This is a genomic window from Bradyrhizobium sp. STM 3809, from assembly GCF_000239795.1.
GTDB lineage: Bacteria > Pseudomonadota > Alphaproteobacteria > Rhizobiales > Xanthobacteraceae > Bradyrhizobium.
This window is the reverse complement of sequence record NZ_CAFJ01000459.1, coordinates 1-13,797: the sequence shown is the minus strand read 5'-3', so window position 1 is coordinate 13,797 and position 13,797 is coordinate 1. Positions and strand designations below refer to the sequence as shown.

At 66.8% G+C, this 13,797-nt stretch carries 11 protein-coding genes; 4 read left to right on the top strand and 7 right to left on the bottom strand.

Annotation, left to right across the window (positions count from 1 at the left end):
* Positions 1-441 precede the first annotated feature (441 nt).
* The 3 genes from BRAS3809_RS21120 to BRAS3809_RS21110 all read right to left on the bottom strand — a co-directional run bounded on the left by BRAS3809_RS21120 (position 442) and on the right by BRAS3809_RS21110 (position 3,957).
* Positions 442-1,383, bottom strand: coding sequence for an NAD(P)H-binding protein (locus BRAS3809_RS21120; protein WP_008964061.1), 942 nt, complete (start codon positions 1,381-1,383; stop codon positions 442-444).
* A 469-nt stretch (positions 1,384-1,852) separates the two neighbouring features.
* A complete protein-coding gene (locus BRAS3809_RS21115) occupies positions 1,853-2,701 on the bottom strand; it encodes a VOC family protein (protein ID WP_008964060.1) in 849 nt (282 codons plus the stop codon).
* On the bottom strand, positions 2,698-3,957 hold the full coding sequence (locus BRAS3809_RS21110) for a Glu/Leu/Phe/Val family dehydrogenase (protein ID WP_035657417.1): 1,260 nt from the start codon (positions 3,955-3,957) through the stop codon (positions 2,698-2,700). The genes BRAS3809_RS21115 and BRAS3809_RS21110 overlap by 4 nt, the downstream gene beginning before the upstream one ends.
* A 206-nt stretch (positions 3,958-4,163) precedes the next feature.
* Here BRAS3809_RS21110 and BRAS3809_RS21105 point away from each other — a divergent pair, with 206 nt between their 5' ends.
* Both BRAS3809_RS21105 and BRAS3809_RS21100 read left to right on the top strand, forming a co-directional pair.
* On the top strand, positions 4,164-5,057 hold the full coding sequence (locus BRAS3809_RS21105; protein ID WP_035657414.1) for a sugar kinase: 894 nt from the start codon (positions 4,164-4,166) through the stop codon (positions 5,055-5,057).
* A gap of 21 nt (positions 5,058-5,078) precedes the next feature.
* On the top strand, positions 5,079-5,987 hold the full coding sequence (locus tag BRAS3809_RS21100; RefSeq protein ID WP_008964057.1) for a ribokinase: 909 nt from the start codon (positions 5,079-5,081) through the stop codon (positions 5,985-5,987).
* Here BRAS3809_RS21100 and BRAS3809_RS21095 read toward each other — a convergent pair.
* The gene (locus BRAS3809_RS21095) at positions 5,984-7,219 is read right to left on the bottom strand and encodes an NAD(P)/FAD-dependent oxidoreductase (protein WP_008964056.1); all 1,236 of its coding nucleotides are present in this window, start codon (positions 7,217-7,219) and stop codon (positions 5,984-5,986) included. The two genes, BRAS3809_RS21100 and BRAS3809_RS21095, sit on opposite strands and share 4 nt — an antisense overlap.
* Before the next feature lie 150 nt (positions 7,220-7,369).
* Between BRAS3809_RS21095 and BRAS3809_RS21090 the strand changes: the two genes are divergently transcribed.
* Positions 7,370-8,158, top strand: coding sequence for an enoyl-CoA hydratase/isomerase family protein (locus BRAS3809_RS21090; RefSeq protein WP_008964055.1), 789 nt, complete (start codon positions 7,370-7,372; stop codon positions 8,156-8,158).
* An 8-nt stretch (positions 8,159-8,166) separates the two neighbouring features.
* On the opposite strand, the gene BRAS3809_RS21085 is transcribed toward BRAS3809_RS21090, so the two are convergent.
* Entirely contained in the window at positions 8,167-9,873 is a 1,707-nt protein-coding gene (locus tag BRAS3809_RS21085) for an IlvD/Edd family dehydratase (RefSeq protein ID WP_008964054.1), read from the bottom strand.
* A 135-nt stretch (positions 9,874-10,008) separates the two neighbouring features.
* Entirely contained in the window at positions 10,009-10,827 is an 819-nt protein-coding gene (locus tag BRAS3809_RS21080; protein ID WP_008964053.1) for an NAD-dependent epimerase/dehydratase family protein, read from the bottom strand.
* 89 nt (positions 10,828-10,916) lie between these two features.
* Between BRAS3809_RS21080 and BRAS3809_RS21075 the strand changes: the two genes are divergently transcribed.
* Positions 10,917-11,885 carry an SMP-30/gluconolactonase/LRE family protein gene (locus tag BRAS3809_RS21075; RefSeq protein WP_008964052.1) on the top strand — a complete coding sequence of 323 codons (969 nt, stop codon included), beginning with the start codon at positions 10,917-10,919 and terminating at the stop codon, positions 11,883-11,885.
* Positions 11,886-11,996: 111 nt separating this feature from the next.
* On the opposite strand, the gene BRAS3809_RS21070 is transcribed toward BRAS3809_RS21075, so the two are convergent.
* Positions 11,997-13,427 carry an aldehyde dehydrogenase family protein gene (locus tag BRAS3809_RS21070; protein WP_008964051.1) on the bottom strand — a complete coding sequence of 477 codons (1,431 nt, stop codon included), beginning with the start codon at positions 13,425-13,427 and terminating at the stop codon, positions 11,997-11,999.
* Positions 13,428-13,797: the final 370 nt, after the last annotated feature.

Here is a 13,797-nt window from a genome sequence, read left to right as displayed (position 1 = left end):
CGGGGAATGCCGGGTGTTCCCGGCTGAACCTGTGGTGACTGCCGCCTGCTTATCTTTCTGCAGGCGGGCCATGGGTGCGGCCAGCGCCCGGCATTCCCCGTGCCCTCTTCTCGGAGAGGGCAGGACGAAGAGCAAGGCTCGGACGCGACATGCGCCGCGAGAAGATGACCGCATGTCTGACTGCCATTACGAGTCTCGCCGCGCAATACAGCTCTTCACGTCGTCATTGCGAGCGCAAGCGAAGCAATCCAAGGCCGCGCGCGCGACTCCGGATAGCTTGGTCGCTTGCGCTCCTCGATATGATAATGCGCAGAACGATCCCGCGCAGAGGCACTTCAATGCGTTGCTCGTCATGCCCGGGCCTGACCCGGGCATCCATCTCTTTGCGAAGAGTGATGGATGGCCGGGTCAAGCCCGGCCATGACGAGGAGATATCTGGGCTTAGAACACCGCGTGATCGCCGCGCTCGGCCATCGCCTCGCCACGGACCAGCCTCGCGTAGTAGTCGAACAACGTGTCCGATCCGGTCGACGGCGTCGCATCGGCATCATAGCGGCCGGTGGCGGGGTCGAGCACCAGCATCGACTCCGTCGCATAGTAGCGGCCGATGCGGGCGAGTTCGGCCTTGTCGGCGAGCCGTGGCACGATCCGCTTGGCAACATCGAGCCCGCCGATGATGGCATCGAGCAGGCCCACCGGGACGCGACGAATGTTCGGCTTGCGGCCGAGCAGCGCGAACAGATGCTCGGCCTGATCGAGCGGAGTGATGGCGGGTCCGGGGCCGCCGATCGGCAGCACGCGGTTCCAGCGCGCCTCATCATCGAGACAGCCGCCGAGATAGGCGCCGAGATCGGCATCGCTGATCGGCTTGCACGCGGTGAGACGGCCATCGCCGAACACAAGGTAGGGCCGGCCCTGCTGCACCCGCGCGACCTGGCCGGACAGCGACTTGAAGAACGCGGTAGGGCGGACCACCGAATAGGTCAGGCCGGACGCCGTCAGTTGCGCCTCGAACGCGAGCTTGGCCTGCTGAAACGCCAGCAGCGGCTTCTGCACGCAGATGGCGGACAACAGCACGAACTGCGTGACGCCTGCCGAACGCGCCGCTTCCAGCACGTTGACATGCGCCTGATGGTCGATTGCCTGGGCATCCCGGGGCACGCCGGTCCGCGACGCCATGCAGGACACGACGGCATCGAAATGCTCGCCGCGAAAGCCATCGCGCGCCACCGAGACGGGATCGCTGACATCGCCGGTTCTGACGGTAGCGCCTGGGATCGTTATTGCGTCGCTGCGCGGGCGGACGAAGCAGACCACCTCATGACCCCGCGCAAGCAGCGCCCGCACCGTCGCGCGGCCGATCGTCCCGGTCGCGCCGAGCATCAAGACGCGGCGGGGATCAAGCGAGTGGGATGCGGCAGGAACGGCCGGCGAGCTCATAGGCAGAAATGCGTCTCTGAGAACCAGTTCGATCTATACCACAGCTGTCTCGTCGCCGATGCAATGCCGCTCATCTCCGCCGCGAGATCGCCGAGCATGATGTTGCACGGCCTGGGGCCCCATGGTTCGAGACGCGCCTGCGGCGCTCCTCACCATGAGGGTGTCGTACCGAACTCTGCGCGGCACATCGACCCCGAGCAGCCTGCTCGTGCACACCGCTCAGTTCGGTGGATGTCGTGGTCGCGCCGTCCAGTGACCTTAGCCCCTCACCCTGAGGAGACCGCCGAAGGCGGGCGTCTCGAAGGGCGAGGCCCCGCCTCTATCCTTCGCAAGCCAACAGCGAAACGCGTGAACGACGCTGCGGGCCCTCCTTGCGAGAACTGCGCATCTGGATGCGCCGTATCAAGCAGCCTCACTCCGCCGCCTGCGGCGTCTTCTCCAAAATCAGCGTATGAATCCCGCAGGTGCCGCTGTAGAGGCTCATCACCCGCGTGCCCGGCTTGCGCCCTGCCCGCGGCTCCGACACCTGCAGGCCGGCGGCGACGAGGCGGGCGCGGGTGGCTTCGATGTCGGCGACGCGCCAGCTCAGGCCCCACAGCTTGTCATTGGCCTTGTCATTGCCGGCGACCGGCCGCTTCACCACCTCGACGATCAGGTCGCCGCAGCGGAAGAACATCAGCTGGCCCCATTCCTGGTGGCTGCGGTCGAGCGCCATGTCGAGGCCGAGCCGCGCGCCGTACAGCGCCGCGGCGCGCTCGGGATCCTCGGTCGAGACCACGATATGGTCGAGGCCGAGCACCGCGGAGTCGGCGGTCTTCTCCGAAGCCGGCCGCGGGCCGGCGAGCTCGAGGAAGAACATGCGCACGCCGCGGGTGAGATCGGTCATCGCGCGCGTGCGCTTCCAGTGCAACGTCGCGCCGGAGGCGCGGTCGGTGCTGTCGACCTCGGCGACCGGGTCCGGCTTCAGCGCCACGCGCTCCAGCCGGCGATGCATCTTGCCGATGTCGGGGGTCGCGAAACAGATGCTGGCAAGCCCCTCGCCCCAGATCTTGAGCACGTTGCGGATGCGGTCGGCGGCGGGGCTCTGTCCCGCCGGGGCCATCAGCTCCAGGCTCATGTTGTCGAGCGTGAACAGCACGCGGTCTGCGCCCTCGCCCGAATTCTGCCAGGACGGCTTGCGCGCCAGCAGCGTCTCGAACGCGGCGCTGCCCGCCTTGATGTCCTCGAGCAGGACGACGACGTGGTCGAGGCCGATGATCACGGGAACAGCCCTCGCGTGTTCTTGGCGTTGCGCACCTTCTCGACGCCGATCGCCATCGCCGCGGTCCGGTGCGGGATGTCGTCGGCCTTGGCGCGGGTCACCATCTTTTCGAAGGCGCGGTCGAGGATCTGGTACTCCCTGCGCATCACCTCTTCTTCTTCCCAGAACAGCTGCTGCAGATCCTGCACCCATTCGAAATAGCTGACGATGACGCCGCCGGAATTGCAGAGAATGTCGGGAATGAGGAAGATCTCCTTGCGGCGCTGGTCGAGCACCAGGTCGGCATCCGGCGTGGTCGGGCCGTTGGCGGCTTCCGCGATGACGCGGCATTTCAGGTTCGCCGCGACCTTGGCGTCGATCACCCGCTCGATCGCCGCCGGCACCAGGATGTCGCAGGCCAGCGTGAGAATTTCGTTCGGGTCGAAGGCGAGCTCGGTGGAGAAGCCGGCGATGCTGCCGTGCCTGCCCGCATGCGCCATCAGCGCGGGGATATCGAGCCCCCTGGCATCATGGAGCGCACCGGTATGATCGCTGACCGCAATCACCTTCATGCCCATCTGGTGGAAGCCGAGCGCGGCGTAGGAGCCGACATTGCCGAAGCCCTGCACGACGACGGTCGACTTGGCGGGATCGATGCCGAGCACGTCCATCACCCGGCGCGAGACGTGGGCGACGCCGCGGCCGGTCGCCTCGCGGCGGCCGAGCGTGCCGCCCGAGAACACCGGCTTGCCGGTGACGATCTCGGTCACGGTCTGGCCCTGATACATGGAGTACGTATCCATGAACCAGGCCATCACCTGCTCGTTGGTGCCCATGTCCGGCGCCATCACGTCGGTGTGCGGGCCGACGAAGGGGATCATCTCCTGCATGTAGCGGCGCGACAGCGATTCGAGCTCGCGCCGGGACAGCTTCGACAGATCGACGTTCACGCCGCCCTTGGCGCCGCCATAGGGCAGACCGACCAGCGCGCATTTCCAGCTCATCCAGATCGCGAGCGCCGCGACCTCGCCGATATCGACGGTCGGCGCAAAGCGGGTGCCGCCCTTGGTCGGCCCCATGGTCAGGAGATGCTGAACGCGGTACCCCTCGAACACGGCAATGGTGCCGTCATCCTTGTGGATCGGACACGAGACGGTGATCGCCCGCTTGGGCAGCAGCAGCCGATCGCGCTCGTCGCCTGGGATGCCAAGGTGATCGGCGATCACGTTGAACTGATTGGTCGCCATCTCGAAGACCGGACCCGCATAGACAGTCATCTTCCCACTCCCGAATCTGCGCTCCTGCAGGCCGGCAACCATAGCGCGACCCATGCGCCGGCGGCAGGGGGCCGGCGGTTGCAAGGGGTCGATCTCAACCACCATGGTGACGATTTGACGAAGAATTTCAGCGTTGATCCGCTTTAACCGCTTGCTAATCTGCGGTGCCGGGGCCGCGACCACCCCTCAGTGAGACATAAATGCCCATGCAGGCCCTCTTTATCGGACAGACCTACATCGACGTGACGTTCATCACCGACCACATGCCGACCGGAGACGAGAAGCACGTCGCCTCCGATTACGCGGTGTCGTTCGGCGGCAATGCGGTCACTGCGGCATTTTGCTGCGCCAAGCTGGGCATTGTGCCGGACCTGATCGCCACCGTGGCGAATGACTGGCTCGGCCGGATGTTCCAGGACATGACCGCGAAATACGGCATCTCCGTACATCCACGGAAAGTGAACGCCTCCTCGCTGTCCTTCATCATGCCGAAGGACGGCAAGCGCGCCATCGTGCGCTGCCGCGACGACGCCCACATCCACCCGTTCCCGCTGCTCAATCTCGGCAATTGCCGGGCACTGCATGTCGACGGCCACCAGCCGGACGCTGCGCTGCATTATGCCAAGCTGTGCCGCGAGGCCGGAATCCTGACCTCGCTCGACGGCGGCGGCCTGCGCACCAACACGCATGAGCTGCTGGAATATATCGACGTCGCGATCGTCGCCGAGCGGCTGTGCGAGCAGATGGACCTCACGCCGGAGAAGATGCTCGACTACCTCAAGAGCCGCGGCTGCCGCATCGGCGGCGTCACCCAGGGCGAGAAGGGCCTGCTGTGGTACGACGAGGTCGGCGCCGTGCATACGCTGCCCGCCTATCCGATCCCGCGCGAGCGCGTCATCGACACCAACGGCGCCGGCGACGTGTTTCACGGCGCCTACGTGTATTCGTATCTCGCCAATCCGGCGCAGAGCTGGAAGGAGCACTTCGAGTTCGCCCGTGCGGCCTCGACCTTCAAGATCCAGAAGCTCGGCAACGAGGCCGGCCTGCCGACGCTCGCCGACATCGATCTGGTGAGACAAGAGTTCGAAGCCCGCGTCTAGCGGCTGTGTGGGAGAGAGCGGATGGGGCGGGTCGTCGTTGCCGGCAGCATCAACATGGATGTGGTGGCGACGGCCGAGCGCCATCCCCGCGTCGGCGAGACCGTCGCGGGGCGGTCGGTGATGTATTTTCCCGGCGGCAAGGGCGCCAACCAGGCGGTGTCGGCGGCCAAGCTCGGCGCGCCGACGTCGCTGATCGGCCGGCTCGGCAGCGACGCCTTCGGCGAGCAGCTGCGCGCGTTTCTCGCGGATCAGGGCATCGATCTCGCGGCGGTGAAGGACAGCTCCGCTGCATCCACCGGCACGGCGATCATCACGCTGGCGAACGCCGACAACACGATCGTGGTGATCCCCGGCAGCAATGCTGAGGTGAGCAGCGATGATGCCGCGCAGATCGCGTTGAGGGCGGGTGACGTCGCGGTGAGCCAGTTCGAGATTCCGCAAGCGACGATCGCCGCCTTCTTCCAGCGCGCCAAGGCGGCCGGCGCGACGACGATCCTCAACCCAGCGCCGGCCAGCGCGTTCGCTGGCGGTCTCTATCCACTCGTCGACGTGCTCGTGCTCAATGAGACCGAGCTGGGCTTCCTGGCTGGCACGGAGCTCGGCGACGCGCCGACGCCGCGGCAGGTCATCGATGCCGTTCGTCGGCTCGATCCCCGGCCGGACCAGACGGTCTGCGTCACGCTCGGTGCACGCGGGGCGGTCGCGGTTCGTGGCGGCGACGCCAGGCTGGTTGAAGGCCGCGCCGTGAAGGCCGTCGACACCACCGGCGCCGGCGATTGCTTCGTCGGCGCGCTGGCCGCGCGGCTGTCGCAGGGCGCGGACATTGCCGATGCGATCGCCTACGCCAATATCGCGGCCTCGATCTCCGTGCAGCGCATGGGCGCGGGCCCGTCGATGCCGACGCAAGAGGAGGTGCGTGCGGCTCTCTAGGCGAGAGCGCTCTTCAGGTCGAAGCTGGGGTCGGCCGCCTTGGCCGGATCGATCGTGCCGCCCGCTGCCAGCAGCTTGCGGCCGAACATGTGGTCGCCGGCGCGGTTGACGGACTCGATCCCGACCAGCCGGCCCTCCTTGTAGCAGAATGCGGAGAATGCCTTTTGCGCCGGATCCCCGCGCAGCACGACCTGGTCATAGCCCGTGGTGAGCCCCGCGATCTGCAGCTTGTCATTGGCCTGGTCGCTCCAGAACCAGGGCTGGCCGTCATAAGGCTTGACGTCGCCCGTCAGGCGCGCGGCGACGCAACGCGCATGGTCGGTCGCGTTCTGCACCGACTCCAGCCGCAAGGTGCCGCCGAAGCGCGGGCTCGCGAACAGCGCGCAATCGCCAATCGCCGAGATGTGCGGATCGCTGGTCAGAAGATACTCGTCGACCACGATGCCCGAGGCGACCTGCAGGCCGGCCTCCGCGGCGAGCTCGACATTCGGCAGCACGCCGACGCCGACCACGACGAGATCGGCGGGAATGTGCCGGCCGTCGCTGAGGCTGACGCCGGTGACCTTGGTGCCATCCGCCTCGATGCTGGTGGACTGCACGCCGAGATGGATGCGCACGCCAGCTTCGGCATGCTGCTTCTGGAAGTAGTCGGAGATTTCCGCCGTCACCGCCCGCGCCATCACCCGCGCGCCGAGCTCGAGCACATCGACCTCGAGGCCCTTGATGCGCGCGGTGGCCGCGAATTCGAGGCCGATGAATCCGGCGCCGATGACGACCACCCGCTTGGCATCGCCGAGCAGACCACGCAGCGCCTCGCTGTCATCGAGAATGCGCAGATAGCGCACCGCCGGAAGGCTGGCGTTGGGAATGTCGAGCAGCCGGTTGCGCGCACCGGTCGCGAATACCAGGTGGCCGTAGTCGAGCGCCGTGCCGGAGGCGAGCAGCACCTTGCGCTGATCGCGCTGGACCGCGACGGCGCGGTCGTAGACGAGGTCGATGGTCTGGTCGGCGTAGAACTTCTGCGGCCGGAACATCAGCGTCTCCGGTCCGCCGGTGCCCTTGAGGTAGGCCTTCGACAGCGGCGGGCGCTGGTAGGGCAAATGCGGCTCGTCGTTGATCAGGTGGATGGGATCGGCAAAGCCTGCCTGACGCAGCGAGGTCGCAAGCTGAAAGCCCGCATGCCCCGCACCTACGATCACCACCGGTCCCTTTGTCACTGCACCCTGCCCCATTCGATCCGTGTCCCGTGTTTGCGCGCTTTGTCCGCTCCGGGTTTACCTCCCGTCATGCCGGCCCAGCCGGGTTGTCGCAGACTTCCCCGGCATTGTCACCGGGCCGCTGTGCGCCTTAAATGCGGCAACGACCATACGAGGGAGGACTGAATGTCGGATGCAGCAGCTGCGGAACCCGCTCGCCTGAACATCGAGGGGCCGATCGCGACCCTCACGCTCGACCGTCCGGCTGCGTTCAACGCCATCAACCTCGCCATCGCCAAGCGCCTGAAGCAGCTCGCCGCGCAGGTCGAGGCCGATCCGGCCATCCGGGTGCTCGTCCTCAAGGGTGAAGGCCGCGCCTTCTGCGCCGGCGGCGACCTGCAGACCATCGGCGCCGCGGCCGAGGCCGACACCATCACGCCCGTGGTCAGCGAGCTCTTGCACCACTACCACGCCTTCATCGCGAGTCTGTGGCGCATGCCCAAGATCGTGCTGGCCAGCGTGCACGGCTCCGCCGCGGGTGCAGGCATGTCGCTCGCTTTCGCCGCCGACCTCTGCATCGCGGCCGAGGAGGCGCGCTTCACGCCTGCCTATGCCAAGCTCGGCGTCTCGCCCGATGGCGGCGGCACGGTCGGCGTCGTGGCCACCGCCGGTGTCCGGCGCGCGCTGCAGATCTTCCTGGCCGAGGACAGTTTTACGGCCGCGCAGGCCTACGAATGGGGCCTCGTCGCCAAGGTCGTGCCGGGGTCCGAACTCGCCGCGGCCACCGAGGCGCTGGCGCAGCGGTTGGCGCAGAACATGCCGGCGGGGATCGCGGCGACCAAGGCGCTGATCCATCGCGCCCCCATCAGCTCCGTCGAGGACCAGCTCGGCGCCGAGCGCGACGCGATCATCGATTGCATGCACACCGACGAATTCCGTGCCGCCGTGAAGCGGTTCACCAGCAAAGGAAAGTAGGACTGCGCTCACCCCTTCCCCTTGCGGCGCATGAAGTCGAAATCGCAGCCGTCATCGGCCTGCAGGATCGTCTCGTGAAACAGATGCGCATAGCCGCGCTCCGCCCAGTCCGGCGTCGCAGCTTGGCTGAGGGACGCGCGACGCCGATCCAGTTCGGCGTCGTCGACCAGCAGATCGATGCTGCGCTTGGCGACATCGAGCCGGATCATGTCGCCGGTCCGCACCAGCGCCAGCGGGCCGCCGACGGCGGATTCCGGCGTGATGTGCAGCACGATGGTGCCGAACGCCGTGCCGCTCATGCGCGCATCGGAAATCCGCACCATGTCCTTGGTGCCGCCCCGCGCCAGCTTTTTCGGGATCGGCAGATAACCCGCCTCCGGCATCCCGGGCGCCCCCTTCGGCCCCGCGTTCCGCAGCACCAGCACGTCATCAGCCGAGACGTCGAGGTCGGGGTCATCGACCCGCAGGGTCATGTCCTCGACCGATTCGAACACGACGGCGCGCCCGGTATGCTGCAGCAGCTTCGGGCTCGCAGCCGAATGCTTGATCACGGCGCCGCGCGGCGCGAGATTGCCACGCAAGACAGCGAGCCCGCCCTCCGGCTTGATCGCGTCATCGCGCGAGCGGATGACGTCCTGGCCAGGCACGTCCTCGGCCGCAGCGACGATGTCGCGCAGCGACTGGCCGGTGACGGAGCGGCAATCGAGATCGATGAGGTCTCCGAGCTGCTTCATCAGCTTCGGCACACCGCCGGCGTGGTGGAAGTGCTCCATGTAGTGATCGCCGGACGGCTTGAGGTCGACCAGCACCGGAACCTCGCGGCCGATGCGGTCGAACGCATCGAGGTCGATCTTGTGCGGGGTGCGTCCGGCGATCGCGGTGAGATGCACGAGGCCGTTGGTCGAGCCGCCGATCGCCTGCAGCACCACCTGGGCGTTCTTGAAAGCCGCCGGCGTCAGCAGCTCGCTGGGCTTCGGTCCTTTCGCCTTCGCCATCTCCGCCGCGACGCGGCCGCTCGCCTCCGCCGAGCGGAAGCGCTCGGCGTGCGGCGCGGGGATGGTCGCGCTCATCGGCAGGGACAGGCCGAGCGTCTCGGTGATGCAGGCCATGGTCGAGGCCGTGCCCATCACCATGCAGGTCCCGACCGAAGGCGCGAGACGGCCGTTGACCGCCTCGATCTCGCTGTCGTCCATCTCGCCGGCACGATACTTGGCCCACAGCCTGCGGCAATCGGTGCAGGCCCCGAGCACCTCGCCCTTGTGATGCCCGACCACCATCGGCCCGACGGGAATGACCACCGTCGGAAGATCGGCCGACACCGCCGCCATGATCTGCGCCGGCAGCGTCTTGTCACAGCCGCCGATGACGACCACCGCATCCATCGGCTGGGCGCGGATCATCTCCTCGGTTTCCATCGCCATCAGGTTGCGCAGATACATCGAGGTCGGATGCGCAAAGCTCTCGGCGATCGAAATGGTCGGGAACACGAACGGCATCGCGCCGGACAGCATGACGCCGCGCTTCACCGCCTCCAGGATCTGCGGCACGTTGCCGTGGCAGGGATTGTAGTCGCTGTAGGTGTTGGTGATGCCGACGATCGGGCGATCGAGCGCGTCGTCGGAATAGCCGGCCGCCTTGATGAAGGCCTTGCGCAGGAACAGCGAGAATCCGGCATCGCCGTAAGCGGTCAGTCCTTTGCGCAAGCCATCGGTCATGGTCTTCTCTTTCATCCTCACCGCCATTCCGGGGCGCGCGAAGCGCGAACCCGGAATCCAGAAGTTGTTTTGCACTCTCACTGCGAGATTCCGGGTTCGCGTCCTGCGGACGCGCCCCGGAATGACGACCTTGTATCAACCCCAGTCGATGATCCGGCTGGTGTCGCCGTCGAACTCCGTGGTGCAGAACGCGCCGCCCTGGAAATGGTCGCCGATGGGATCGGCCGGCAGCTTGGCCTGCTCGGCGAGGGCGTGCTCGCGAAAGTCCTCGGCGCGGCCGGTCGGGCGGTAGCCGAGATCATAGGCGCGCTGGTTGTCCCACCAGGCGCGCTCGTTGAGCGACGCCCCGTAGAGCACCTCGAAGTGGATATCCGGATGCTCCAGGCCGATGCGGCAGAGCTGGACGAGGTCCTCCGGCTTCAGCCAGATCGACAACCGGCGCCTGTCGAGCGGCCTCTCGCCGAAATTGCCGATGCGGATGCAGGTCACCTTCAGCCCGTGCTTGTCGGCATAGAGCGAGCCGAGCGCCTCGCCGAACACCTTGCTGACGCCGTAGCGGCCGTCGGGGCGCGGCTGCACGTCATTGTCGATCTTGCGGTGGCGCGGATAGAAGCCGACCGCATGGTTCGACGACGCGAACACCACGCGCTTGACGCCCTTGCGGCGTGCCGCCTCGAACAGGTTGTAGCCACCGATGATGTTGGCCTGGAGAATGTCGTTCCACGGGCCTTCGACCGAATAGCCGCCGAAATGGATGATGCCGTCAACGCCTTCGCACAGCGCCTCGACCTGCGCGAGGTCGGCAAGATTGGCCGCCTTGAACGTCTCCTGGCTGGAGAGGTCGGCCGGCGGTTTGAGGTCGCTGAGCAGAAGGTCCGGATAGATCGGGGGCAGCAGCTTCCGCAAGGAAGAGCCGATTCCTCCGCTCGCACCGGTCATCAAGATACGTGGCATTTCATCCCTCGTGTTCGGCCCGCAGGTTTGCGGTCGCTACCGGCCAATGATAGCAGAGATCGCAACCGCGCAATAACAGGACGGCCCGAATGTCCGACGGAAACGCTCACGCGCAGGGCTTTCGCCCCGCCACCTTCTATCCCGATCCGGCCATCCAGGCGCTGGATGCCCGCTTCGAAAAGTACTGGCTCAAGCTCTCGGCCGTGGAGCGCCTGGCGACGGGCCTGCGCTGGGCCGAGGGGCCGGTGTGGTTCGGCGACGGGCGCTATCTCCTGTGCAGCGACATCCCGAACCAGCGCATCCTCAAATGGGACGAGGAGACCGGGGCGGTCTCGATCTTCCGCAAGCCCTCCAACTTCGCCAACGGCAACACCAGGGACCGCCAGGGCCGGCTCGTCACCTGCGAGCATGGCGGCCGCCGCGTCACCCGGACCGAGTATGACGGGTCGATCACGGTGCTGATGGACTCCTTCGACGGCAAGCGGCTGAACTCGCCGAACGACGTCGTCGTCAAATCCGACGGCTCGATCTGGTTCACCGATCCGACGTTCGGCCTGCTCGGCAATTACGAGGGCTACAAGGCCGAGTCCGAGATCGACGCCAACGTGTACCGGATCGACGGCGCCACCGGTCGGGCCACGATCGTCGCCGAGGGCGTGCTGGGGCCGAACGGGCTGTGCTTCTCGCCCGATGAATCCATCCTCTACGTCGTCGAATCCCGAGGGCAGCCGACGCGCAAGATCCTCGCCTATGACGTCTCCGCTGACGGGACGATGCTTGCCAACAAGCGGGTCCACATCGATGCCGGTCCGGGCACGCCCGACGGCATGCGCTGCGACGTCGACGGCAATCTCTGGTGCGGCTGGGGCATGGGCTCGCCCGAGCTCGACGGCGTCATGGTGTTCGCGCCGGATGGCGCCGCCATCGGCCGCATCGCTTTGCCCGAGCGCTGCGCCAACCTCTGCTTCGGCGGCCTCAAGCGCAACCGCCTGTTCATGGCCGCCAGCCAGTCGATCTACGCGCTCTACGTCAATACGCAGGGCGCGCTCGGCGGGTAGGCCTTGACATCGTAGGGTGGGCAAAGGCGCGGAGCGCCGTGCCCACCGTTCTTGTTGCTGGCGTGGACGGTGGGCACGCTGCGCTTTGCCCACCCTACGCATCCTCGCCGATCAAGCCGCGTTGTAGCCCGCGACGGCCTTGACCTCGAGATACTCCTCGAGACCGAAGCGGCCCCATTCGCGGCCGTTGCCGGACTGCTTGTAGCCGCCGAACGGCGCGGTGCGGTCGTTCGGGACGCCCTGCAGATTGACGTTGCCGGCGCGAATCTTGCGGCCGACCTCGCGGGCCTTCTCGAGCGTCGGCGCCGTGACGTAACCGGCGAGACCATACGGCGTGTCGTTGGCGATCTTCACCGCCTCGTTCTCGTCCTGGGCGCCGATGATCACCAGCACCGGCCCGAAGATCTCCTCGCGCGAGATCGTCATCTCGGGCTTGACGTCGGCGAAGATCGTCGGACGGACATAGAAGCCCTTGTTGACGCCCTCGGGCAGGCCCGGACCGCCGGCGACGAGGGTCGCGCCCTCCTCGATGCCCTTGTTGATCAGCGCCTGGATCTTGTCCCACTGGCCGCGATTGACGACCGGACCGATCGTGGTGCCTTCGCCGCGCGGGTCACCCGCCTTCGTCTTGTCGGCGACGCCCTTCGCGATGGCCGCCACTTCCTTCATCCGGCCGGCCGGCACGATCATGCGCGACGGCGCGTTGCAGGACTGGCCGGAGTTGTTGAACATGTGCATGACGCCGCCGGTCACGGCCTTCACGAGGTCGGACCCTTCCAGGATGACGTTCGGCGACTTGCCGCCGAGCTCCTGGCTGACACGCTTCACGGTCGGCGCGGCGCGCTTGGCGACGTCGATGCCGGCGCGGGTCGAGCCGGTGAACGAGATCATGTCGATGTCCGGATGCTCGCTCATCGCGGCGCCGACCTCAGGCCCCAAGCCGTTGATCAGGTTGAACACGCCCTTCGGCACGCCGGCCTCATGCAGGATCTCGGCGAAGATCAGCGCCGAGGTCGGGGTGAACTCCGACGGCTTCAGGATCATGGTGCAACCCGCGGCCAGCGCCGGCGCGACCTTGCAGGCGATCTGGTTGAGCGGCCAGTTCCAGGGGGTGATCATGCCGACCACGCCGACCGGCTCGCGCACCACCACCGACGACGGCAGCGTCTCCTCGAACTCGTACTTCTTCAGCACGTCGAGCGTCGACATCAGATGGCCGAGGCCGGCCCCGGCCTGCAGCTTCTCGGCCATCGGCAGCGGCGCGCCCATCTCGTCGGAGACGGCGGCGCCGATCTCCTTCATGCGACCCTTGTAGATCGCGATGATCTTCTCCAGCAGGGCGACGCGCTCCTCGCGCGAGGTCTGCGAAAAGGTCTCGAAGGCGCGCTTGGCGGCGGCGACGGCCTTGTCGACATCGGCCTTGGAGCCCAGCGCAACCTCATACATCGCCTCTTCGGTCGCCGGATTCACGACCGGGGTGGACTTCTTGACGACCGGATCGACCCAGGCGCCGTCGATGTAGAATTGCAGGCGATTGACCATCGGAAAACCTCTTGACGTGGAAGCATATGGGAGGGCGGCAGCACGCGGCCGGCATCCTGGCACGCGCGATCCGCGGGATGAACCCGCCACACGCGGGGACCGGGGTTGCGTCCCGCGGATATAGGAGCAAGGGCGCGACCGGCGCAAGCCGACGCGCCTGCGTTTCGTCGCCGCTTCCTATTGCATCGCAGCAAGCATCAGCCGTTCTGACGCCACCATTCCGGATGGCAGAATTCCCAGTCTGAAGATTCATTTCCCGACATGTGAACTGCTTCACATTCCCAGTCATGCGGGCCGGCTAGACTTTCCTCCATCGACAGCCCCGGCTTCTCGGAAGGACGCTGGACACAATTCGATCACGAATGACTTC

Excerpts from the sequence above, each read along its gene's own strand:
- BRAS3809_RS21120 (WP_008964061.1), bottom strand. The coding sequence starts at position 1,383 with ATGCTCGGCGCGACCGGGACGATCGGCCGCGCGACGGTGCGGGCGCTG.
- BRAS3809_RS21110 (WP_035657417.1), bottom strand. The coding sequence starts at position 3,957 with ATGACTGTCTATGCGGGTCCGGTCTTCGAGATGGCGACCAATCAGTTC.
- BRAS3809_RS21105 (WP_035657414.1), top strand. The coding sequence starts at position 4,164 with ATGCAGGCCCTCTTTATCGGACAGACCTACATCGACGTGACGTTCATC.
- BRAS3809_RS21100 (WP_008964057.1), top strand. The coding sequence starts at position 5,079 with ATGGGGCGGGTCGTCGTTGCCGGCAGCATCAACATGGATGTGGTGGCG.
- BRAS3809_RS21095 (WP_008964056.1), bottom strand. The coding sequence starts at position 7,219 with ATGGGGCAGGGTGCAGTGACAAAGGGACCGGTGGTGATCGTAGGTGCG.
- BRAS3809_RS21090 (WP_008964055.1), top strand. The coding sequence starts at position 7,370 with ATGTCGGATGCAGCAGCTGCGGAACCCGCTCGCCTGAACATCGAGGGG.
- BRAS3809_RS21085 (WP_008964054.1), bottom strand. The coding sequence starts at position 9,873 with ATGACCGATGGCTTGCGCAAAGGACTGACCGCTTACGGCGATGCCGGA.
- BRAS3809_RS21080 (WP_008964053.1), bottom strand. The coding sequence starts at position 10,827 with ATGCCACGTATCTTGATGACCGGTGCGAGCGGAGGAATCGGCTCTTCC.
- BRAS3809_RS21075 (WP_008964052.1), top strand. The coding sequence starts at position 10,917 with ATGTCCGACGGAAACGCTCACGCGCAGGGCTTTCGCCCCGCCACCTTC.
- BRAS3809_RS21070 (WP_008964051.1), bottom strand. The coding sequence starts at position 13,427 with ATGGTCAATCGCCTGCAATTCTACATCGACGGCGCCTGGGTCGATCCG.